This window comes from Paenibacillus sp. 2TAB26, from assembly GCF_052115145.1.
Taxonomy (GTDB): Bacteria; Bacillota; Bacilli; order Paenibacillales; family Paenibacillaceae; genus Pristimantibacillus.
This window is the reverse complement of record NZ_JBFRGC010000050.1, coordinates 2,501-24,397: the sequence shown is the minus strand read 5'-3', so window position 1 is coordinate 24,397 and position 21,897 is coordinate 2,501. Positions and strand designations below refer to the sequence as shown.

At 43.6% G+C, this 21,897-nt stretch carries 20 protein-coding genes, 2 tRNA genes and 1 other annotated feature (1 of these 23 running past the window's edge); of the genes, 14 read left to right on the top strand and 8 right to left on the bottom strand.

Annotated features, from left to right (window positions below; genetic code table 11):
* The first annotated feature begins 72 nt into the window (after positions 1-72).
* From AB4Z50_RS34680 to AB4Z50_RS34660, 5 genes are all read left to right on the top strand, one after another.
* A tRNA-Val gene (locus tag AB4Z50_RS34680) sits at positions 73-148 on the top strand.
* Between the two features lie 186 nt (positions 149-334).
* The gene (locus AB4Z50_RS34675; RefSeq protein WP_441886880.1) at positions 335-466 is read left to right on the top strand and encodes a hypothetical protein; all 132 of its coding nucleotides are present in this window, start codon (positions 335-337) and stop codon (positions 464-466) included.
* A 125-nt stretch (positions 467-591) separates the two neighbouring features.
* Positions 592-2,091, top strand: a complete 1,500-nt coding sequence (locus AB4Z50_RS34670; RefSeq protein WP_441886877.1) for a DHA2 family efflux MFS transporter permease subunit — start codon at positions 592-594, stop codon at positions 2,089-2,091.
* A gap of 157 nt (positions 2,092-2,248) precedes the next feature.
* Positions 2,249-4,012 carry a class I adenylate-forming enzyme family protein gene (locus AB4Z50_RS34665; protein ID WP_441886874.1) on the top strand — a complete coding sequence of 588 codons (1,764 nt, stop codon included), beginning with the start codon at positions 2,249-2,251 and terminating at the stop codon, positions 4,010-4,012.
* Entirely contained in the window at positions 4,005-5,084 is a 1,080-nt protein-coding gene (locus AB4Z50_RS34660) for a hypothetical protein (protein WP_441886872.1), read from the top strand. Before AB4Z50_RS34665 ends, AB4Z50_RS34660 begins: the two co-directional genes overlap by 8 nt.
* 2 nt (positions 5,085-5,086) lie before the next feature.
* Here AB4Z50_RS34660 and AB4Z50_RS34655 read toward each other — a convergent pair whose 3' ends face one another.
* The 5 genes from AB4Z50_RS34655 to AB4Z50_RS34635 form a co-directional block, all read right to left on the bottom strand.
* Complete coding sequence (locus AB4Z50_RS34655; protein WP_441886869.1) at positions 5,087-5,710, bottom strand: hypothetical protein; 624 nt, start codon at positions 5,708-5,710, stop codon at positions 5,087-5,089.
* Complete coding sequence (locus AB4Z50_RS34650) at positions 5,703-6,191, bottom strand: sigma-70 family RNA polymerase sigma factor (protein WP_441886866.1); 489 nt, start codon at positions 6,189-6,191, stop codon at positions 5,703-5,705. Before AB4Z50_RS34650 ends, AB4Z50_RS34655 begins: the two co-directional genes overlap by 8 nt.
* Positions 6,192-6,294: 103 nt before the next feature.
* Positions 6,295-7,155 carry a DUF4358 domain-containing protein gene (locus tag AB4Z50_RS34645; RefSeq protein WP_441886863.1) on the bottom strand — a complete coding sequence of 287 codons (861 nt, stop codon included), beginning with the start codon at positions 7,153-7,155 and terminating at the stop codon, positions 6,295-6,297.
* An 89-nt stretch (positions 7,156-7,244) separates the two neighbouring features.
* On the bottom strand, positions 7,245-7,469 hold the full coding sequence (locus AB4Z50_RS34640; RefSeq protein ID WP_441886860.1) for a hypothetical protein: 225 nt from the start codon (positions 7,467-7,469) through the stop codon (positions 7,245-7,247).
* A 71-nt stretch (positions 7,470-7,540) separates the two neighbouring features.
* Complete coding sequence (locus AB4Z50_RS34635) at positions 7,541-9,238, bottom strand: methyl-accepting chemotaxis protein (RefSeq protein ID WP_441886857.1); 1,698 nt, start codon at positions 9,236-9,238, stop codon at positions 7,541-7,543.
* A 369-nt stretch (positions 9,239-9,607) separates the two neighbouring features.
* On the opposite strand from AB4Z50_RS34635, the gene AB4Z50_RS34630 reads away from it, so the two are divergent.
* From AB4Z50_RS34630 to AB4Z50_RS34605, 6 genes are all read left to right on the top strand, one after another.
* Positions 9,608-9,952, top strand: coding sequence for a YojF family protein (locus AB4Z50_RS34630; protein WP_076271788.1), 345 nt, complete (start codon positions 9,608-9,610; stop codon positions 9,950-9,952).
* A 23-nt stretch (positions 9,953-9,975) separates the two neighbouring features.
* Positions 9,976-10,635, top strand: a complete 660-nt coding sequence (bshB2, locus tag AB4Z50_RS34625) for a bacillithiol biosynthesis deacetylase BshB2 (RefSeq protein WP_430063693.1) — start codon at positions 9,976-9,978, stop codon at positions 10,633-10,635.
* Between the two features lie 266 nt (positions 10,636-10,901).
* Positions 10,902-11,546, top strand: coding sequence for a WecB/TagA/CpsF family glycosyltransferase (locus AB4Z50_RS34620; RefSeq protein WP_441886853.1), 645 nt, complete (start codon positions 10,902-10,904; stop codon positions 11,544-11,546).
* Between the two features lie 260 nt (positions 11,547-11,806).
* Entirely contained in the window at positions 11,807-12,145 is a 339-nt protein-coding gene (locus AB4Z50_RS34615) for a PadR family transcriptional regulator (protein WP_441886850.1), read from the top strand.
* The gene (locus AB4Z50_RS34610; RefSeq protein WP_441886847.1) at positions 12,120-13,013 is read left to right on the top strand and encodes a permease prefix domain 1-containing protein; all 894 of its coding nucleotides are present in this window, start codon (positions 12,120-12,122) and stop codon (positions 13,011-13,013) included. The genes AB4Z50_RS34615 and AB4Z50_RS34610 overlap by 26 nt, the downstream gene beginning before the upstream one ends.
* A 211-nt stretch (positions 13,014-13,224) precedes the next feature.
* Positions 13,225-13,466 (top strand) — a binding site (T-box leader).
* Between the two features lie 41 nt (positions 13,467-13,507).
* A tRNA-Phe gene (locus tag AB4Z50_RS34605) sits at positions 13,508-13,580 on the top strand.
* An 88-nt stretch (positions 13,581-13,668) separates the two neighbouring features.
* Here the strand turns inward: AB4Z50_RS34605 and katA are convergent.
* The 3 genes from katA to AB4Z50_RS34590 form a co-directional block, all read right to left on the bottom strand.
* A complete protein-coding gene (gene katA / locus AB4Z50_RS34600; protein WP_441886844.1) occupies positions 13,669-15,126 on the bottom strand; it encodes a catalase KatA in 1,458 nt (485 codons plus the stop codon).
* Between the two features lie 86 nt (positions 15,127-15,212).
* Positions 15,213-16,031 carry a WYL domain-containing protein gene (locus AB4Z50_RS34595; RefSeq protein WP_441886841.1) on the bottom strand — a complete coding sequence of 273 codons (819 nt, stop codon included), beginning with the start codon at positions 16,029-16,031 and terminating at the stop codon, positions 15,213-15,215.
* Complete coding sequence (locus tag AB4Z50_RS34590) at positions 16,018-17,331, bottom strand: helix-turn-helix transcriptional regulator (RefSeq protein WP_441886838.1); 1,314 nt, start codon at positions 17,329-17,331, stop codon at positions 16,018-16,020. Before AB4Z50_RS34590 ends, AB4Z50_RS34595 begins: the two co-directional genes overlap by 14 nt.
* A 202-nt stretch (positions 17,332-17,533) precedes the next feature.
* Here AB4Z50_RS34590 and AB4Z50_RS34585 point away from each other — a divergent pair, with 202 nt between their 5' ends.
* The 3 genes from AB4Z50_RS34585 to AB4Z50_RS34575 form a co-directional block, all read left to right on the top strand.
* On the top strand, positions 17,534-18,952 hold the full coding sequence (locus AB4Z50_RS34585) for an RtcB family protein (protein ID WP_441886835.1): 1,419 nt from the start codon (positions 17,534-17,536) through the stop codon (positions 18,950-18,952).
* 520 nt (positions 18,953-19,472) lie between these two features.
* Positions 19,473-20,588, top strand: a complete 1,116-nt coding sequence (locus AB4Z50_RS34580) for a slipin family protein (RefSeq protein WP_441886832.1) — start codon at positions 19,473-19,475, stop codon at positions 20,586-20,588.
* A gap of 225 nt (positions 20,589-20,813) precedes the next feature.
* Positions 20,814-21,897, top strand: partial view of a YecA family protein gene (locus tag AB4Z50_RS34575; RefSeq protein ID WP_441886829.1) — the 5' portion only. Its footprint extends 74 nt past the window's final position; only the first 1,084 of its 1,158 coding nucleotides appear in the window; it begins with the start codon at positions 20,814-20,816; its stop codon lies off the right edge, out of view.

Below are 21,897 nucleotides of genomic sequence, written 5' to 3'. Positions count from 1 at the left end.
TATCCAGTTTTCAATGTGCAAAACGCACAATGAAGCAAGACTCCCACTCGCAGTGGGTTTTAGTGTTTCCATGGAGGATTAGCTCAGCTGGGAGAGCATCTGCCTTACAAGCAGAGGGTCGGCGGTTCGATCCCGTCATCCTCCACCATTACTTTTTTAACATGCCATTGTTCCTTGTGAACAATGTTTTTTTATTTTCAGGACAGCTTTTCACTGAAGATACGTTAATTTCATATGAACGAATACAAAAGGGCTGCCCTCTATCCTGAGAAACGGATAGTAGGCAGCCCTATTTTACGTACAAGGGGCGTACCTCAGCTGATTAGTTACAGGATTGAAGATTCACAGATGCCTAGTGCTGTATTACAACGTCCTCAGCGGGGTATGGACGCCTAGAAACAAGGAAGCTGGACTTGTTGTTCAAAAGCGCTACGGTTGCTCCCACAGCCGAATGGAGACGGCATGAAACGAGTCCTACAACAGGGGTTAAAAGAAAAATTTTACAATATAATAATTTTCATTGAAATTACTTTAGCGCTAAACTATAATAGTTAAGTTCTAAAGTAAATATATAAGGAGTGGAACAAACAGATGAACCAAGCAGAAGGCATGAAGGTACGTTTTTGGCCAGTAATGACTGCTATTTTTATCGGGTCCTTTTTATGCGTATTGGCTTCGGCTACGATAAATTTGGCGCTCGAAATTTTGAAGGACCATTTTGATACGACTCTGGGCTCCGTTCAGTGGACGTTAACTGGCTTTATGCTCGCAATGGGAACTACAGCTCCAATTGCCGGTTATTTAGGGGAGAGATTCAGCTATAGAAGACTATACTTATTCTCGTTAATTGGGTTTACCTTAACGTCAATATTGTGTGCATCGGCTTGGAGCGAAGGCTCACTCATTTTGTTCCGTGTACTACAAGGGGCATTCAGTGGTTTAATTATACCGGCAACAATGTCGATCATTTATCAAATCATTCCAAAAGATAGACAGGCGATGGCAATCGCATTTTGGGGACTATCTGCAATGCTGGCTCCTGCATTTGGACCTACAATCAGCGGCTGGATATTGGAAAACATGAATTGGCACTGGCTGTTTCTCATGAACGTGCCAATAGGTCTGATCGCAATCGGCTGCGTATATGCATACATTCCTTATTATCGGATGAACGTTCCGAAGAGCTTCGACTTGCTAGGTTTCCTAACGGTTATCATGAGCAGCTCATCCTTGCTGCTTGCACTGGGGCAAGGCCATAACTGGGGCTGGAGCTCATGGAAAATTGTTTCATTGTTCGTAATCGGCGGCATTTCACTGATACTATTTATATGGCGAGAGCTGCGGGCTGAAACGCCGCTGCTTAATCTACGCGTATTCAAAAATGGTCGTTTTACGCTTAATGCCATTATCGCTAATATTATAACAATCAGCTTGTATTCCGGAACATTGCTCACACCCGTATTTCTTCAAAGAATACAGCATGTGTCCGCGATGGATACGGGCATGATTTTATTGCCGGCTTCACTGGCAATGGCTCTGCTTATGCCCGTTGTCGGCAAGCTGTACGGCATCATTGGTCCGCGCTGGCTGATGTCTAGCGGCATTGTGCTGCTGACAATCGGTACGCTGGCGTTAAGCTGGCTAAGTCTTGATGTATCGCATGCCTACATCATCTGGTGGATGATCGTTCGTAACATCGGGATCGCACTTGTCGTAATGCCATCAAGCAACGCCGCAATGGAGCAAATTCCAGCGGAGCTGTCGGGGCATGCTTCTGCGATAACGAACTGGACGCGTAACGTGTTTGGCTCATTCGCGATTGCTATCTTTACAACGATGCTTGCATCAAGATCGATTACACATGCTGCCGACTTCATGAAGGCTGGCGATGTTGATAAGCTGCACATTGAAATGATGTCCTTCACGATGAGCATTAACGATGTATATGTTGTTGCTACGTTGGTAGCAGTCGTCGCATTGCCGCTTAGTTTATTCGTGGGCAAGGCGAAGCGTAAGGATGACATCAAGGGCAACGTGGTAAAAGAAATAACAATAACAAAACCAGTACCATCCCCAGTTTCTGCCAAATAACAAGTATTGCGTCGAAAGAGCTGTTATAAAAGCCCTTTCGACGTTTTTTTTATAAAATTGTTCTTTATTAAGAACCGACTCGGTGTTATATTATAAATGTTCACAGTATGACACTTCACAATAATAGGTTTATTTTATAGACACGGGGGTAAAGGCAATGATAAACAAAAGTAGCTTGAGCGGGGACACCATTCCGTATATGTTGCAAAAAAGAGCAGCAGATTATCCTCATGATGTGGCATACAGTTACCCAGCTGCTGATCAGCATTATACATGGCTAATGATTTGGGAAGAGGTGCGCTTGCTGGCGAAAAGCTTTATTCAACTAGGGGTTAAAAAAGGCGACTCCATCATAATCATTATGCCTGGCAGGGCGGAAATGATTATTTCGATGTTTGCAGCGGCCTGCGTTGGCGCTATCATTGTTCCGCTTAATACATACTCTAAGAAACAAGAGCTTGAGCATTATTTGAAAGATTCTCGCCCTGCAGCCATCATTATGGGAGCTCAAGGACAGCATGTCCATTATCCATCGATCATGCAGGAAATAATAGTGGATTTACATAAAGAGGGAGTAGATCAGAATTGGTTCCCGAAGCATATTTTTGTACTGGAGGAAGAGGGGAAAGCAAACGAGCTATTTCAGCCCTATTCAGATTTACGGCTGCTTGGCGCAGCTATAGATGAACAGTTGTTTTTAACCGCCTGTGATATGAATGTCTCAAGTGATCCGCTTATTCTGCTTTATACATCGGGGACGCTGGGCCTTCCCAAAGGGGTATTGCGTTCCACGGCTTCCTTCTTATTGGCTGTTGAAAATGCGGGTAAACCAAAGAAAAGCATTGCCATGCTTATGAAAATCAGTGATCGCTTTACTCGTCATTTCTCGGTTATGAATTTATTGCCGCTTTATCATCTAGGAGGATTTGGTACATTATTTGCAAGCTTAAAAACATACAATATTCGGTTGGTCATGCTAAGCCACTTTAATCCCATAAATGCTCTGTCAACGGTGGAGAAGGAAAAGTGTAAAGTCCTTATAGGTACGCCATATATGATTCAACAAATGGTACTTTCTCCAAAAAGAGAGGATTACAATTTGAAATCACTGCTAGGGGTAGCATTTACTTCAGCAGCAGTTAACAATACGATATTGCAAAAAATAATGAAAGGCTTGAACCTTTACTTTTTTATGGTAAGCTATGGCTCTTCGGAAGCAGGTGCAGTCGCTAATGGGACTTGTTTCGTGAATCGGAGGCAAAATATTATTTTATATTTGCTTTATAAGCTGCTGAGACACTTAAATCTTTTAAACGGGCTCATTCAATATAAGGAATTCGAAAAGGGGTCATACAGCATTGGGGGAAGAGTGGATAAGGTTGTAGAGGTGAAAATATTAAATCCGGAGACGGGAGAGGCGCTGCCGCCGCATGAGCATGGCGAGATTGCGATTCGAAGTCATCGGGTTATGCGTTACACAAGCGAGACTAACGATAGGGCGTGTATGACGGCAGATGGGTGGTATCGATCCGGAGATTTAGGGTTTCTGGATGAGCGGAGACATTTAACCATTACAGGCAGGCTTCACAGAACGATTATTAGAGGCGGAGAAAAAATTTCTCCGGTAGAAATTGAGAATGTGCTGCTGCGACATAAAGATGTGGAGGATGCATTCGTCATAGGTGTCCCGGATGAGCTTTATGGTGAGCAAGTTTGCGCTTGTATTGTAGCGAAGCAGGGAGCGACTCTAAGCGATAGTGTGCTGAAAAATGATTTGGCTCCATATTTATCGACGTTTAAGCTGCCGCGTTATTATGTGTTTTTGCCTGTATTCCCTCTCTCACCGACGGGTAAAATTTCAGTGGCTGAAATTAAATCGTTGGTTCTGAATGGGACAGGGGAGCTGAGAAGAAATGCGTAAATACTACCCAGGGATAACGTTATTCAAGCTGGCGGGTTCCTCGCTTGTGCTTGTAGCGCATCTTATGCTTTTACGCTATATGGCTTTAATGCCGGGGCAAGCGATTGTCCAGTTTTCTGGTCTTGCTACAAGAATAGTTGTGCCATGCTTCTATGTTGTAGCAGGTTTTCTTGCCTATAAAGGCTGGAGCCATGCAGCAAATCCAAGGCTTTATATTCAAAAATATTTGCTGCGTATCGGTATCGTTTATTGCTTATTTTGTTGTCTGTTTGTTGCAGAGAGCATCGTTCCTAAGCTGATTAGCGACGGCTGGTCGGCAGGAAATCTCTTTATCCAAGCGAAGGTACTGTTTATCGCATTTTTCCTAAACGGCCCATTCGTTCAATTTTGGTTTATCCCGCCGCTTGTGTTTGGTATATTAACGGCTTATTGGCTTATCCAAAAGCAATACATTCGCCTTGCTCTTATATTGACGCTGACTGGATTTGTTGGCATGCAGTTTGTTTCAGGAAGCTTAAAAACGTTATTCGGTATAACAGCTGAGAGCTTTCCCGCGATCGACCCTGCCTACATCGATTATTTGTATTTGTTTGCGACGAGATATATCGGCTTTGGCTTCACGTTCGTGGCTTTGGGTGTATTACTAGCAAAGTATGAGACATCGCTTATGCAAATAAAAGTAAAACCTATTCTGATTTTTGCATTGGGCTTAACGGTAGTGGAGACGCTGCTGCTGCTTCGATTTAGTGAATGGACAACAGATTATAAGCTTGCATTCAGTATGTTGCCGAATACACTGCTTCTTTTTTATGGAATGATTAAAATAGAGCTTCCAGCCGTTCAGACTTATCATAAAATAATCAGTTTGTTCAGCATCGTAACGTTTTTTGGTCATATCTTATTCAAGCAGATCAATCTTTCTCTGCTTGGCTGGAGTGTTGACAGTATGAGTGTTTTGCAGGATTTCACACTAATGCTCATGACCTTATTGGAATGCATAGCTGTTACAATGCTGCTGCGTGCAAGCTCAAGAACGTTCTCTTCTCGGCAGACAAGAAATATGGCATCCTAAGATTAGGGCGTTTTGACCACTCCGCTATAATTTAGCCCGTCATCCGTGTTTATTTCAATGTCATGGCGACCCAGCTCTTTTTTGCCCGTGAGGGCTGTTACTGAAACCGTAGCTGATTGACTAAGAGAATGTTCTTCGCCCTCTTCAAGAGGAGTCCAGTATACAATGGTACCGGATGTAGTATTCATGCTTCTTCCTTTTTGAATGACCTTGGAGTCTGAAGGGGACCAAAGAAGAAGATTTCCTTCTGTAACGGTAATTGTAATGATGTCTGCTTCATCTGCAACGATGCGAATTGGAAAACCGGGTACACTGCTCATTAGCGGACTATATTTTCCTAGCGGAAGCTGAGTTTCAGGTTTCATCTCAATCGATGTGCCATCTGCGGCATAGGCCGTAATAACGAAACCGCCAAATGCTGTTTTTTTGTTCTCATGCTGCAATAAGGATGCTCCAAGCACAACCAAAAAAACAATTATACAAGCAGCGGCCGATAGGGCTGCTGTTTTTTTTATGGATAACGTTTTGCGTTTTCTCGCTGACTGCTGCTGTACGTGGTGAATCATCTGCTTCTTCAGCTCATCGCCAGCCTGAATTTCCTTCATTCCGCTTATGTATCTATTCATTAGCGAATCCTCCAATCATGCTCCCTTTTAATATTTCACGAGCGCGCTTAAGCTGTGTTCTTACTGTGCTCTCGTTTCTGTTCAATAACTGGGCTATTTCTGCGGTGCTGTAATCTTCAAAATAATAGAGGTAAATGACGATCCGGTATTTTTGATCCAGCTCTAAGACGCGGGCAACAACTTCTCTGTTGTCTGAATGTTGGATCGGAATAGATGCATCACGAATGGGAGAAAAGAATCTTTTCCATGGACTGCGCAGCATATCCTTGCAAGCGTTAATCGTAACTCGAATAATCCACGCCTTCTCATGCTCGGCCAGCTCGAACGTCTTTTGCAGCTTAACAACTTTTATAAATACCTCTTGGCATACATCCTGAGCGTCTGCGTTGTTTTTAAGATAGGTGAAAGCAATACGCATTATCATATCCGCGTAACGTTGAACAAGCTGGGTTAAATATTCATCTGAATACTCATTTGGCATGATCGTCGACTCCTTCACACCTAACACGATCAACCAAGGCAAAATGTTTCAAAACCATAAAAAAAACCTGACCGCTGTCGGTCAGGTTTTTGTGAATAAAGTATTATTTGAAGAAACTGTTGAAAATCTTCACTACTGCATCCTGATCATGCGAGATGGACAGCATTACGTAGTTTCCGTTTCTAACAATTTTGTAGTTTTTAGCATCCTCATATTGATCCTGCAAATAGGTTTCAAACGTTTTTTGAATGTCTGCTGCGCGCGCTTCAAATGCTTTAGCTACAGCATCGTAGCTTTTATCGGATTTCAACTTGACGATAGCGAGCTCGGTAGCTTTAACGTTCATCATCGCTTGCAAGTAGACACCTTCAGTCACGAGACCATCAAAATCCGTTCCGAAAACATCCTTCAAACGCTCAGCTTCTACATTACCAAGCATCGGAAATTCAAGATCGGTCGTAATTTTAGTCGTGATATCCGAAACCTTAATGTCCGTAGAAGGCTTTACAGGAGGTTTAGTCGTTGCACTAGGTTTTTGTGTAGCACTCGGTTTTTGTGTTGGTTTGACTGTTGGTTTTTGCGTCGGTTTTTGTGTAGGCTTCGCTGTTGCAGCCGGTTTCTGTTCAGGTTTTGCACCTGATGGTTTTTCGGTCGGTTTTGCAGTAGCTGAAGGTTTTACGCCAGCTTCATTTTCCTTGCTTGTGTCAGTTGCAGTTGGTTTTTCAGTTGCTGCAGGTTCAGTTGTTGCCTGATCACCAGCAGGTTCTTCCGTAGCAGGTGGAGCTTCGGTTTCCGTTGGAGCTTCTGTTGCAGGAGGTACGGTGGGCTGTTCTGTAACCGTTGTCTCATTTCCTGATGCATTTTTTGCCGATTCTTTCCCGGCATCGCTRCAGCCTGCAGCGAGCATCGATACTGTGAGTGCGAGTACAGCCATTTTGGATAACGATTTCTTCATATGTAGCATGTATGTCTCTCCTTAAAAAATAAAAGTCGAACACTAGACGACAGTGTTCGACAAAAGGTTGCACATTTACTTGTTATTGGTGATCGGAACTACTGAATCTCTTCACTATTTGTATCGTCTGCATCATCTTCTTCGGGTGATTCTACAAGGCGGAAATCATCTGTTTTGCCGCCATCCTCCCAGATTTCAACAAAGAGGGCATCGCAGTTGTCAAAGTCAGCTGCTTTCAGCGATAATGCCTTTTCCTCATCTGAGCCTACATACACATTTTCCAAACCATCCTCATTGAATGATTGAATAACATAAATTTTCATAAGGCAAACCTCCAGCATATTAATATTGTAGCAGTATACCATAAAAAGCCGGAGGTAAAACATTCGTTCTTCTAACTCGTTTTGAAGCGATTCACGTTATGCTGCAAATCCTCCGCCATTTTTGCAAGCGCGTTAGAAGAAGAGGATATTTCCTCAATAGAGGATAGCTGCTCCTGCGTTGAGGCGATAACTTGCTCAGTGCCTGCGGCGGAGCTTTGGGTCACCTCAGAAATCATTTTCATTGAACCGGTAATTTCGTCAACTCCAGCGGTTAGCTGCTGCACAGCCGAGGAAACCTTCACGGATTCATAAGCGACATCATTAACGGCATTTTGTATATATTCAAATGATTCTCCTGCTGTGGTAACAAGGGAAATACCTGACAACACTTCCTTGGTTACAGCATCCATAGACTGAACAGCATTATGCATTTCAATCTGTATCGTAGAGATGAGCGACTCGATTTGCTTAGCTGATTGTGTCGATTGTACGGATAGCTTTCGCACCTCCGTTGCGACGACCTCAAAGCCGCGCCCATGCTCGCCAGCTCTTGCTGCCTCGATAGCGGCGTTCAGTGAGAGCAGATTGGTTTGTGTGGAGAGATCCGATATGACTCCAACAATTTGGTTGATTTCATTTGATTGTCCATTAAGCTCCGCAATAACCGAAGCAAGCCCATTGACCGTATCATTAATTGATCCCATTTGCGCAACGGCTGTTTTAATCGATTCGTTCCCAAGAGCTGCCTTATCTGACGCTTCGGAAGCTTTGGAAGAGACRGTATGTGTATTCTCAGCAATTTGCTGAAATCCAATCGACATATCATTAATCGTCTGATAGCTTTCATTCACAAGCTTCACTTGCTGTTCAACGCCAGAGGCAACATCCTGTACAGTAACCGCGATTTGCTCTGTTGCAAGCGATGTTTGTTCGGCGCTTGCGCTTAGTTCTTCTGAGGATGCGGCTACTTGCTCCGCATTGGAATCAACTTGTTTAATCAAAGCTCTAAGATTATCGGACATCGTGTTAAACGAACTCGCAAGCATACCCGTTTCATCTTTATTTTTTATAATAATGGCTTTGCCTGTAAGATCCCCAGAAGCAATCTTCTCCGCAGCTTTTACGACTTGAATAATGGGTCTGGTGATGAGTCGGCCTATTAACAAAGCGATGGATATGCCAAGCACAAGAGCGATGATCCCGAGTGTAATGATGAATCTGATGACTTCGTCCACTTGTTTGGATGCTTTCGCTGAGCTTATGTTCAGCTGCTCTTGTTGATAGGTTTCCATGTCCGTAAGAATTTTCTCAATCTTTGTTGTTATGGTGCGTCCCTGGTTCGCAAGAAGAGTGGTATACTCCTTCTCTTGATTCTCCTTTTTGAGACTGATAACCTTTTCAAGAAGCTGAAAATACTCATTTTCGATGAGATCGGCTTGCTTGAGTGAGTCAATCATTGTAGGAGTATAGAATGTAGATGCCAGCTGCTTGCTGATGTTCATATAATTTTCATGAGCAGCAGTTATTCCGTTTAGCGACGTTTGATCACCAAGCATGGCGTAAACTCGTATGGCAACCTGCTCTGATTTTACAGCTATGACCATGTTCTTAATATGCAGCATTTTTTGTGTTCGATCTTCAATTAATTCTGTATATGTACGATTAAGCGATGTGAGCTGAGTTAAATTAATGCTCAAAATCATAGTTAATAATATAAGGATAGCAATAAATCCTCCGAGCAGTTTTTTGCTAATCGTTAGGTTTCTCATAGGTAACCTCCAGTAAAATTCTTATAAAAGATGCGATGGGGTATTGGCAAGATGTGCAGGATTACTGTTGTAATGATCGCCTCCGAAAGAATATGAATGGTAAAATCTAGTGTGTATGTTCTATAAAATTGTAAGTTAGTATATCATATATACTTTCGACAATCTAGTTCGGTAGAACCACGCGAATAATAGGTATATATATTCACCAAGGGTAAGTATATGACTTGTTCAAGTTGAGAAATCAACTAGTCTCTTGTTTAAAGTTGCAAGCATTCAGCACTCGTTATTTCTTTTCGTGCAAATATGATAAAATTGTTTCAGTATCCGATTTATTGATATGGTTTTTCTGAAATATGGGGAGGGATAAAGTTGCAGCTGATTAATCAAGAAAAGGTGCAGCAGAGGATAGATAGCTTTAAAAATCAGGAACTTTTTATTCATCTTGAAATGACTACAGGTGCTTACGCTGCTCATCTCGACAGCTCAAAGCATCCAGCAGCCAATTTCCTTACGAATGTGGTGATTCGTTATTCTCACGGTTCGATTGCAGGGAGCGGGCCTTATCGGGTTGGCTTGAAAATGTCGCAAGGCTGGGTATACTCGGAGGGGCTTACCCACTGGGATGAAAACGAACCGGAGCGGCTGATTCTGGCAGGCCATGATGGGCAAGGAAAACTTGTCGTATCACTGCAATTAAGCAAGGAACCCTTCTGATGAGAGAGGAGATTAGAAATTCTGTGGGACAAAATAATATTTTAGTTATACTGCCACATCCGGATGATGAGGCTTTCTCCGTTTCGGGGACACTGGCTAAGCATATCCAAGATGGAGCTCATGTGACCTATGCTTGCTTGACACTTGGGGAAATGGGCCGAAATATGGGAATACCCCCGTTCGCCAATCGGGTCACTTTACCCGCTATACGCAAGCTTGAACTGGAGGAATCATGCCAAGCCATCGGCATACAAGATTTGAGAATGCTTGGTTTTCATGATAAAATGCTCGAATTTGAAGATCATGAGCAGTTGGATGGGCAGATAAAAGCTCTTATTCAGGAGCTGAATCCATCAATTGTGTACACTTTTTATCCAGGCTACAGCGTTCATCCCGACCACGATGCATGTGGGGCGTCCGTCATTAGGACAGTCGGCAGGCTGCCGCAAGCGGAGAGGCCAATTGTATATTGCGTAGCTTTTTCCAAAAACCATCAACAAGCGATTGGCAAACCTCAAATCGTGAATGATATTAAACCTTTTTTGCATCAAAAAATGGCTTCGATACAAGCACATCGTTCCCAGTTTCAAGCGGCCGAGTTAATGGGCAATAAAACCCTTCAGGATGCGGAAATACAAGAGCGCTTTGGAACGGAGCGTTTCTGGATCTACCCATTCGCCTAATAAATATTCATAAATAAGATAAGCAGCTCTAAGGAATTGTCCTTAGAGCTTTTTTTTTCTGTTGGATCGGCAGCGATTTCATCAGAGCATGAAAGAGCTAGATAGTTTGAGTTACTCATCTAGCTAGAATGTGGATAAAAAACCAAGGTGGATCTAATGGAAAATCATTCGCTAATTATGGGCATTCCCATCCCTAAAATAACGATGGGTGAAACTGTCGATTTGATTGACGAAGTTATTAAAGAGAAAAAAAAGAGCTTTTCCACGTGGTGACGTTGAATCCAGAAATCAGTATGTCTTGTCAGCAAAATTTAGAGCTTCGTTCCATTATTAACGACGCGGCACACCTTACTGCTGATGGTGCAGGCATCGTCATGGTCTCTCGGTTAAAGGGGAATCCGCTGCCAGAACGTGTTACGGGATGCGATCTTCTTATTAACCTTTTGGAGATGGGAAACAAAAAATGCTGGTCGTTCTATCTTTTGGGCGCAAGTGAGTTGACGAGTAAAAAGGCTTCAGAAGTAATAAATATGAAATACCCAAACGTATCTATACTCGGAAGATATCATGGCTTTTTTGATCATAGGGAAGAGGCGCGAATTGTTGATGAAATAACGAACTTGAGACCGGATGTTTTAGTTGTTGCTCTAGGCGCCCCTAAAGCTGAGTTTTGGATTCATAAGTTTAAAAACACACTAAATGCTAGAGTTGCTATTGGCGTTGGCGGGAGCCTTGATACGATCGCTGGAACAGTGAAGAGAGCGCCGGTAATATGGCAAAAGATAAATTTGGAATGGCTTTACCGATTAATAAAGCAGCCTTCTAGATGGAAAAGACAATTAATTTTACCTCGTTTTGCAATGAAAGCATTGTTCTTTAAAGAAAATTGCAATGGTCCTACAAAAGACTGATCAAAAGTATTTGAATTGATGAGTCTTTGCTAACGGGAAACGATAGTTCAATAAAAACACGGAAGCAGCCGACCATAATGATCGGCTGCTTCATTACGCTAACGGGCAGTTATGTCGAGGAACTTCTTAACCCTCTAAACGAAAGGTTGCTGGTTCAAGGAGTGCGACTTGAGACTTTTATGTTGCGTTCTCCTCCATAATTAGTTATTCTTTATATATAGAATAACTATGTAGGGTAGGTGCAGTCATTGCGTAATGAAATGATAAAAGGATACATAGATGCGATCGTGCTGTCAGTGCTGCGGCGCGAGGATGCATATGGGTATGAAATCTCGAAGATCGTAAACGAAGAGACCGCGGGGCTTTTAGAGATGAAGGAAGGAACATTGTATCCCGCCCTGAAACGGATGGAAGCAAACAAGTACATCGAAGGCTACTGGGATGAACGTCCATCAGGCCCGCGGCGGCGATACTACCGAATCACGAAGCATGGGCTGAAAAAGCTGGAGGAGAGTAAGCAATCCTGGGTGGGAAATTTACGAATTATAAATCTTTTTTTGGGTGGGGAGACACATGGAAAGGGTTCGGCATTACATTGAGAGTATATTAGAACGTAGTTATTTTACAAAGCGGGAGAAAAGGCAAAGTGCTGAAGAAATGGAAGCTCATCTCCATTGCTCTATACAAGAATTGCTAGAGCAAGGCTTCAACCCTGAAGAGGCGATCGACAGATCACTTCGGCAGTTTGGTTCGCCGGAAGAGTTGAATTACCGATTAACAAAAGAGACTTACGGCTATTCAGGGAAATCCATTCGTGAGGCCGGAAGAGGCTTAGTTCTTCTGTTTTTTTGCTCTACCGCAGGAGGACTATTATTAAGCAGATTTGGGGTTCATAACCGTTATATCGAACTTCTGCCTGTGGCCTGTGTCGTGGTGCTATTGTTATGCTTGTCGCTTCTCTTAACACGCAAGAACGTTGATCGGGTTTGTTTAGTGTCGGTTCCATTATTGTTCGTTAGCGGGTACCTTCAAGCTTATTTTCAGGTTCTCGTGCATACATTTGTAGGCCAAGAGTTCACCCTTTTTCAAAATCTGTTCTTCAGCGGCGTTTTTGATACCACTGGAGGCCTTTCCAACTTCTCATTTGTATTAATGGGAGTTGGGAGTATATGCTTGGCTATTCAATCGTTTGTTCTATATGCAATATGTCATAATCGGTATATCGCATTGTTGCCGTTCGGATTGTCCATCATTTTAACGCTGATGCATATGGTGACGTTCAGGCTTTATGCTTTAATCGGTTCGTCTATTCGCTCTCCTGTCTATTACGGATATGAACGGTTCACTCATGGTGACCCAGGTCGGATTGTCGACATAGCCCTGAAGCTCTCCGTATGTCTGCTGCTTTTCATTGTATTCCGTTTGTTCGACCACTACGTATCTCAGCGCAAAGTACGTACGGTCTAGTACCAGATAGAATGCCACGTACTAGCCTTGTTACGCTATCTGGCAAAATAGCATGGTAGCTCTTGAGAAGGTTGAAAAAGATCTTTAACATATATTAGCCGTTTTTTATTGATCCGATGGGCATTTTAGTCGATGAATATGTTTTTATTAATTCGAAGTGTTTACTTTTTGTGACTCTTAACGTACTATTAGGGAAATTATTCAAAACAATATAAATGCGTAGATGGAGAAAAGTAAATCAATACCTACTTACAGGGAGGAAACGCCGAAAATTGAGAGCGTTTCTGGGAAAAGGGTTGGTTGAAGTTCACTCCGGAGCAGTCCCTTGAAACCAGTTATGGCAAGTAGAGGAGCACCGGTTAGTTAACCGTTATTAATTAAAGTGAGAACATTTCTGTTTTTGTTGCAGAGAAGTTCTAATTTAGGGTGGTACCACGGCTTCTCGTCCCTTCGGATGAGGGGCTATTTGTATTTTCTGGGACATTAAACAATTAGGCTCGGTAGCTCAGTCGGTAGAGCATAGGACTGAAAATCCTAGTGTCGGCGGTTCGATTCCGTCCCGAGCCAACATAACTTCAAGCAATAAAAAAAGCCATGCAGCTATCGAAATGAATTCGACAGCCGCATGACTATATATGATCTGATATGAGAACCATTACGATTGCTGTGAAATGGATAAGCCAAGTCCTTCTGCAATCCGTTGACCAAAATCGGGGTCCGCTTTGAAGAAATGGCCGATCTGACGAAGCTTGATCTCGTCTTTCTCAACTGGCTTCATAGCGCCAACGATCGTCTCAATAAGGCGGGCGCGTTCCTCTTCGCTGATAAGACGATACAGGTCGCCAGCTTGTGTATAGTGGTCATGATGGTCAAAAGGAGCGCTGTCTGCATTTCCTGACACTTCGAACGGAGTTGGCTTGTTTTCCGGCGACTCTGTTGGTCCGCCGTAGCTGTTAGGCTCGTAATAAATCGATGCTCCTCCGTTGCCGTCTGCACGCATCTGGCCATCGCGCTGGTGATTGTTCACCGGAGCGACAGGGCGATTAATTGGCAGCTGATTATGATTGGCGCCAACACGGTAACGATGAGCGTCGGAGTAAGCAAAGAGACGTCCTTGGAGCATTTTATCCGGGGAAGCTTCAATACCTGGAACAAATGATCCTGGCGAGAATGTCGCTTGCTCCACCTCTGCAAAATAATTTTCTGGGTTGCGGTCAAGCACCATGCGACCGACCTCAATTAATGGATAATCCTTTTGAGACCAAACTTTCGTTACGTCAAACGGATCGAAGCGATATGTATTCGCATCCTCTTCAGGCATGATCTGCACATAAAGCTTCCACGCTGGAAAATCTCCACTTGCTATTGCATTAAATAAATCTTCGGTATGATAATCAGGATTTTCGCCAGCAATTTTGGCAGCTACCTCATTAGAGATGTTTTGAACACCTTGCTCTGTTTTGAAATGGTATTTCACCCATACCGCTTGGCCTTGGTCATTCACCCATTTGAAAGTGTGGCTTCCAAAACCATGCATATGTCTAAACGTAGCAGGAATCCCGCGGTCAGACATAAGAATCGTAACCTGATGCAGAGACTCAGGCGATAAGGACCAGAAATCCCATACCGCATTCGGGTTTTTTAAATGGGTTTGAGGATGACGCTTCTGAGTATGAATGAAGTCTGGAAATTTAATCGCATCACGAATAAAGAATACGGGTGTATTATTGCCGACAAGATCATAATTTCCTTCATCTGTATAAAATTTAACGGCGAAACCGCGTGGATCGCGCACCGTATCGGCAGAGCCGAGCTCGCCAGCTACGGTTGAAAAACGTATAAACATTGGAGTACGTTTTCCTACTTCGGACAAAAAGTTGGCTTTCGTATAAGACGTGACATCATGCGTAACTTGAAAGTAGCCATGTGCGCCTGCGCCTTTGGCATGGACAACGCGTTCTGGAACACGCTCTCTATTGAAATGCGCCAGCTTTTCAAGCAGATGAACATCCTGAATTAATGTGGGACCACGTGAGCCTGCTGTCATCGAGTTTTGGTTGTCTCCAACGGGAGCGCCAAAGCTAGTTGTGAGCTTGTTCTTCTCAGTACTCATAATAGATTCACCTCATTGATTTTGTATGATTACGCCTCATACCTTATGTTACCGTTTTATAGGAGGAAATCAATATCATTTTATAATCATTCTAAATAAAATTTTTCGTCAAATTGTGCATATCGTGCTAGGGATTTTGTCGCAGACTCGTGCATACGGCGCCGCAGGTGCTCGCCATCGATGATGCGAACCCGCTTTCCGAGGAAGCGAGTTTTGGATAGAACATATTCGCTGTCCTTGCTTGAAAAGTGTAATTGAATCGTATATTCGTTGGAGTCGGCAGCGTAACTGACTTCTTTCTCGAAGCAAGAAAAAGCATACAAAATGCGCGAGAGCTCCCCGTTGTATTCGGGAACAACAAGAATATTCGCACTCATGCTGCGTTTTTTCATTAAGCCTTGAACGATACCAATTAGCTGCTCGTAATATTCCGTTGGACAAACCTGCTCGCTGCTGCCCGTCACGTTATCAAGCTTCGTGCTCATCAGCGTTCGATGATTGATATGGTACCAGAGAAGATACCATTCCCGTTTGACCATCGAATATTCCAGCTTATAGGGAAGACCCCTTTGCTCCGTACAGGTGCGGTCTCCTTTAATTTTATAGCTTATATATAGTAGGCTTTTGTTAGTGATAGCTTGGCGAAGCGGACGAAGGTAAGAATGATAGACTTGCTTCTCTCTACTAGCTGCCTTATGCAGAAGCCCGCCAGTATCCAAGGATTGATCTTCTTCTAATATAGTGTTCATTTGAATAAGCGTTTCTGGAGACAAAGCAGCCGCAGCAGCGGGATGCTCAAGCATGGTCTTCAGCCAACTTCGCTCATGCGAAGTCATGATGAACGTACCGGAGCCTTCCAGCTTGGATAAAATCTGATAGTTGAATATTTTCTCAAAAGGATTCATAGTAGCTTTTTATCTCCTTCCATTCCTCAATCAGTTCCTGCCTCAGCTTCATGGGAGCAAGCACCTCGCAGCTTGAGCCAAAGCTCCTAATCCAAGGCTTGATTTCAATCGTTCCGTTCACCTCAATTTCATAGATGAAGGATTCTTCACTTTCTTCCAAAATAGTGCCCCATTGTCCTTGGAGCAGAACACGCTCCATCACGAAGCTTGGGATATGAGGTCCCGGATGAAAGAAGCGAACCCGCACTAGAACAGGCTTGCCCGTATCAATTAGCCAGCTATGTTTAATCCGCTGCTCCAGCTCATCTCTTTTGGACTCGAATAATGCCACGGGGGACGCTTCCTCTTCCGAAATTTGGGTTAAGCCTTCCATTCGGTATTTCTTAATGCCGTAGCGGGCGTGATGACCAAGAAGGTACCAGCGGCCATATTGATGATCGTAAACAACTTTTAGAGGGAGCAGCGTTTCCTGCTGTCCTTCGGTATCGCGCTCAAATAATGGATTCGTATTTTTGGATGTGTAGCTGGTTTCTTTTTTCGGCGAAAAATAGAGAAAGCTGACCGAGCGCCGATGACGTATCGCAGCAAGCAGAGTAAAGAGATGTGCTTCGTCCAAAATACGAGAGTAATAGTGGTACTTATATAAGAAGGGTTCAACCGAGCCGTAATCGACCTGATTCCGATTCATGTATTTCTTGACACCATCACGCAGCAAATAACCCTGTACGGAGGGGATTTGGGTATTTGCCATAACGTCTACAAAGTCATAAAGATCGAGCAGCTCATCGCGTGAGAGCTGCTGTACTAAATCATTGTATATCCGATAGCGAAAAGGGCGCGTTCCAGACTCTTTTTTGATGACGCCTACTTGCTCTAAATATTTCAAATCGCCTCGTATCGTTTTTTCGTCAGGCAGCGAAAGCTCCTCCGGCATGCTGCTGCAGCATAGATCGAGGAGCTCCATTGCAGTGAATGACTTCTCGTGCATAGCAGCAAGCAATAAGGAGAGGCGCTGACTCTCTGATTCTTTTAGAGATTTGGCGCGAAATAGAAACAGAAGCATCGGTTCCGAAGAATCAAGATAGCTGTAACGAATGGTTTCGGCAAACTCCTTGCCTTTATCCTCAGGCAGCTGTTGGTAAACGCTATTCACAACCTCTTTCAGACGTTTGATCGTTTTATCGAAGGTATGGATGGAGATGCCCAGCCTGTCCGCATACTGCTGGCGATTATATGCACCGCTCGTAAGAACGAGCATCCGCAAAAACTGGATCTCTTTATCAAAGCTTTCTTTTGCCATTTATGTATTCCTCCGATCATAAGCGCTCTTCTTTTCTATCTTAACAGGAAGAGCGCAAATTTGAACAAAAAGGAAAATTTTCCTCCATCGTAATACTTTCACCATGTTCACGGTCTCCAAAATCAGGCAATATAAAGCTCATAAGAAGCGAGCAAGCCAACGAGTTATGACACGTATAGCTTGAAGCACGGGAGGTATTACGATGATAATGCAGCATAAGAGACATGGAGGCAATCATCATGAAATGGAGCTTGAGCATGGCTCACTCCACGTATTTGCGAATGAAGAGGTGCTTCAAGCCTTTGGGGACAAAGTATATGAAATGGCAAACAACAATTTGCAAATTCCTCGAAATCAATATATGAGCTATACTCCTGATGCCCATGTTGGCGTTGGAACCTGCATTGGGACGACTGCGGTCTGGAATATGAAAAATGGCTGTGTATCTCCCTCTATTGTCGGCTCTGATATTGGCTGTGGGATGCGCGTTCATACAACCTCGCTTCATAAGCGTGAGCTTGCTGACAAAAATATTCGTAGAGCATTGATCACCGCAATCGAGAAATACGTACCGACTAATGAGCGTAAGAACTCGAACTACGACGATATCGATGTTATGGGTGTGGTACAGCATGGCTTGAAGGGTCTGCCCGAGAAATATGTGCCAAATGAGCAATGGCTGACGCATGTGGAGCAATCCCAGTTCGGCTTCAACCATACCTATTTAAATCAACTGCCTCCGAAAATTATGAAATATGCGCGTGGGCAGCTCGGATCGCTCGGCAGTGGCAATCACTTCATTGAAATTCAGTATTTGGAGATAAATGAGGAATACGCAAATGTGGCGGCAAAATGGGGCTTGTTCGACGGTCAGGTTGTCGTCATGATTCACTCTGGCTCCAGATCATGGGGCGGAATGGTTGGACGCGAACACAATAAGGTTATTAAGGAAGCGATGAATCAGTGGGGAGTTAGCAATCCAGACCCTAATCTGATCTATGCCCCGATTGCGAGTCAGGAAGGTCTGACCTACTTGAACCTGATGTATTCTGCACTCAACTTCGCCGTAAGCAACCGTCATATGATTGCATTCGGTGTCCGTGAAGCTTTTCAGGAAGTGTTCGGAGCAAGTACAGAAATGCCGGTTCTCTATGATCTGATGCATAACTACGCGCTCATGGAGTTTCACCGCAACCAGCCGATGCTCGTCCATCGCAAAGGGGCAACGCGTGCGCTTCCGCCGGGACATTTTCTAAATACGCCGGTGTACAAGGAGACGGGACATCCCGCGCTCATCCCAGGCTCTATGGGAACTTCCTCTTATATTATGGTAGGCAAGGAAGAGGGACTCAAAAACTTCTATTCTATTTGCCATGGAGCGGGGCGGGCGAGATCGCGAAAAGCTACGAAAGAAATGGTGACGGTTGATCAGTTTGAACAATCGCTGAAGGTTGGGACGGATGATGAAATACTCGTCAACCATGCTTCCTTGCAGGCCATTCTCGATGAATGCCCACAGGCATATAAAGACGTAGATCAGATCATCGACAGCGTTGTTGGCGCTTCTTTAGCTGCCGTGGTAGCCAAATGCAAGCCGATGGCTGCTATAAAAGGCACCTAGCTTTTATCAAATCGCTATTAAAGATAACTTCAATAATAGATGAGGTTCATGTACGAATGGCGTACCTTGGCTGGGATTTCTAAAAATCCCGCAGTGCATGCGCATACTATGCGCTTGTATACTGTATCGCTCATATCGTCTTAATCTCCCACAGGATAGAGTGGACTTAATCCCTCTATTGTCAATCGCCTAATCCGCGAAAAGCTCTTCGGAGCACTCTGACTCCCTCCAAAGGAGAACTAATGTTGTAGATCTGATCTTAAGCAGGAGCACTCAGACGATGCCTCGGCACAATCACTGCAGCAAAACCTATGCAATCGGTGGATACCGATTGGAGCCAGCTGCCTCTTATAGCAGAGTAAGACATAGAACGAGCACAGATGGAAAGTGAATCCGAGCTCGACTATCGACAACGAAGCTGTAAAGCTGCTCTGCTCCCTTCTCAAGCCGGATTCCGGTCTAGCCGCAGGAGCGCTCCTGTTCCAAAGATCAACCAAACCGTGTAAAGAGGTGTTAAATCATGTTTAAAAAAGTGATTATCAAGAACGATGAACGAGGTCTGCTTTTCAAAAAAGGCAGTTACATAAAGCTTTTGCAGCCGGGCGTATATCGCCATACATCATTTTCTGACGATACCGTTATTTTGCAAAATATTGCGAAGCGTTTCGCTGTTCCAAATATGGAGTTGAAGCTATTTCTCCACGATGAGCAGCTTGCCGAGCAGCTGACGATAGCTGATGTGCAGGATTATGAGTATGTACTGCATTTTGAGGATGGCAAATTTGCCGCATTGCTGACACCAGGGCTTTATGGATTCTGGAATGTAATGAAAAAACATTCATTTATCCGTATAGACATTCGGAATCCAGAACTGACATCAGAGATCGATAGATCACTGCTGTCGAGGCTGCAAAGCTTTATGCAAGTGTTCGAGGTGGCAAGCTATGAAACGGGGTTGTTATTTTTTAATAACGTTTTGCAGCGCGAGCTTCGTCCGGGAAAATATTATTTCTGGAAAGGACCAACGAGTGTGCAGGTGAAGACGGTTGATCTGCGCCAGCTTCAGCTGGACATGACTGGACAAGAGATCATGACGGAGGACAAGGTGACGCTGCGGCTGAACTTTGTGTGCCAGTACAAGGTTGTTGACCCGCTAAAAGCATTTCAGATTAAGTCGTTCGAGGAGCAGGTATACATTTTGCTGCAGCTTATTTTGCGCGAATATGTCGGTACTCTAAAGCTGGACGATCTGCTGCGCATGAAGCAAGAAATCGCAAATTTTGTACTTACACGTCTGAATGAGCAGAAAGAGCATTACGGTGTACAGTTCGTTTCGGCTGGCCTCAAAGATATTATTTTGCCGGGTGATATTAAGGACATTCTTAATACGGTACTGCTTGCTGAGAAGAAGGCGCAAGCCAATCTCATTACACGAAGAGAGGAAACAGCGTCTACTAGAAGCCTGCTAAATACCGCTAAGCTAATGGATGAGAACGGCACACTCTATCGTCTGAAAGAGCTTGAGTTTCTTGAGAAAATTTGCGAAAAAATCGGGACTATCTCGCTCACTGGCGGCGGTAATTTACTGGAGCAGCTTAATTCGCTGTTAAGTGTAAAAGGTATGGATAAATCATGATAGATTTTGAATAAGCCTCGTAGATCGCTTGATGATCTGTGAGGCTTTTATTTAGGTTTGAATCCGTAATTTATAGGTTGAGTTTACATTTTGTGATGAAATTAGTAACAGATTTGTTTGATTCCATCTTCGATTTTTGTTATCTTTGAACCTGCATGTCTTTTGAGTGTACCACTCATAATTCATAGAAGAGCATGAAATACATCTACGAGTTAGGAGATTATTATGACAACAAAGCAAGATAAAGCACAGGAAAAATTATGGCCGCCGCTTACCTATCCACTGTCTTATGCGGATGCGCTAAGCACATTATCGAAGCAGCAATTAACTAGAATACGTACGAATTTGGATATTAGCAACCTAAGCTCGCTCAATAAGCAGGGGCTTGTGGAGAAGCTTTCAGAGCTGATACCAGACAATCTACAAATGGCAACTCGTTGCTTTGATCATAATAGATTGAAGCTTGTTCAGAAAATAGTGAAAAACGAAGGTATTTGGGACAAGCCGTTTCTTGAATTGCAGCAGTATGCTTATTTCCTAGAGCGTGGTATTTTATTTCCGGGAACGGTAGATGGCAAGCGTGTTGTGATGATGCCAGCCGAACTGGTGGAATTCATTAAAGCGGGGGACCTCTTAAAGGAAACGCCCATTCTTAATCGAAACACGGAATGGATACGGTTAACGCAGGGCCTACTCTATTATTATGGAACATTGACGATAGATCAGTTGAAATCATTTGTAATCTCAGAGGATGATCATCCTCTTGCTCAATATGATATTATGAACGTTTTGTTTGCTGCCCAAGATTACTATGAGCAATTTTTCATTGAAGAGAGTGGCTACATATCAGACTATCGGGTAGTAGATTCTGAGGCTATTGTGAAAGAAAGAGACCTTAGACATGATCTGGATTTTTGTCCATTTACGAAGCAGCAGCTTTTGAAAGCTGGAGAAGCAGAATATGTGGAGAGAAACAGCCACTATATGAATCTAGTCCGTTTTGTACTAGAGCGTTATGAGATTGACCGTGAAGAAGCTGATTTGATGGCTGAGGAATGTACAGATGCTGCGAGAAACGGAGATTCTTTAGCTTCTGTTATTGAGCTGGCGCAGAACTTTATTGAAATTCCTAATTCGGAGACAATGAGGAATATTACCGATTTGCTCGTTCCATTAATGAACAGCACGAAGCAATGGGCCATCAAAGGTTATTCCCCAGAAGAGCTAGCGGAGAAACGTGCAAACGTGAGCATGGTGCTGAATAATGCACCTAAGCCAGCTGCTCAAGCGGAAGTAATCGATATGCAAT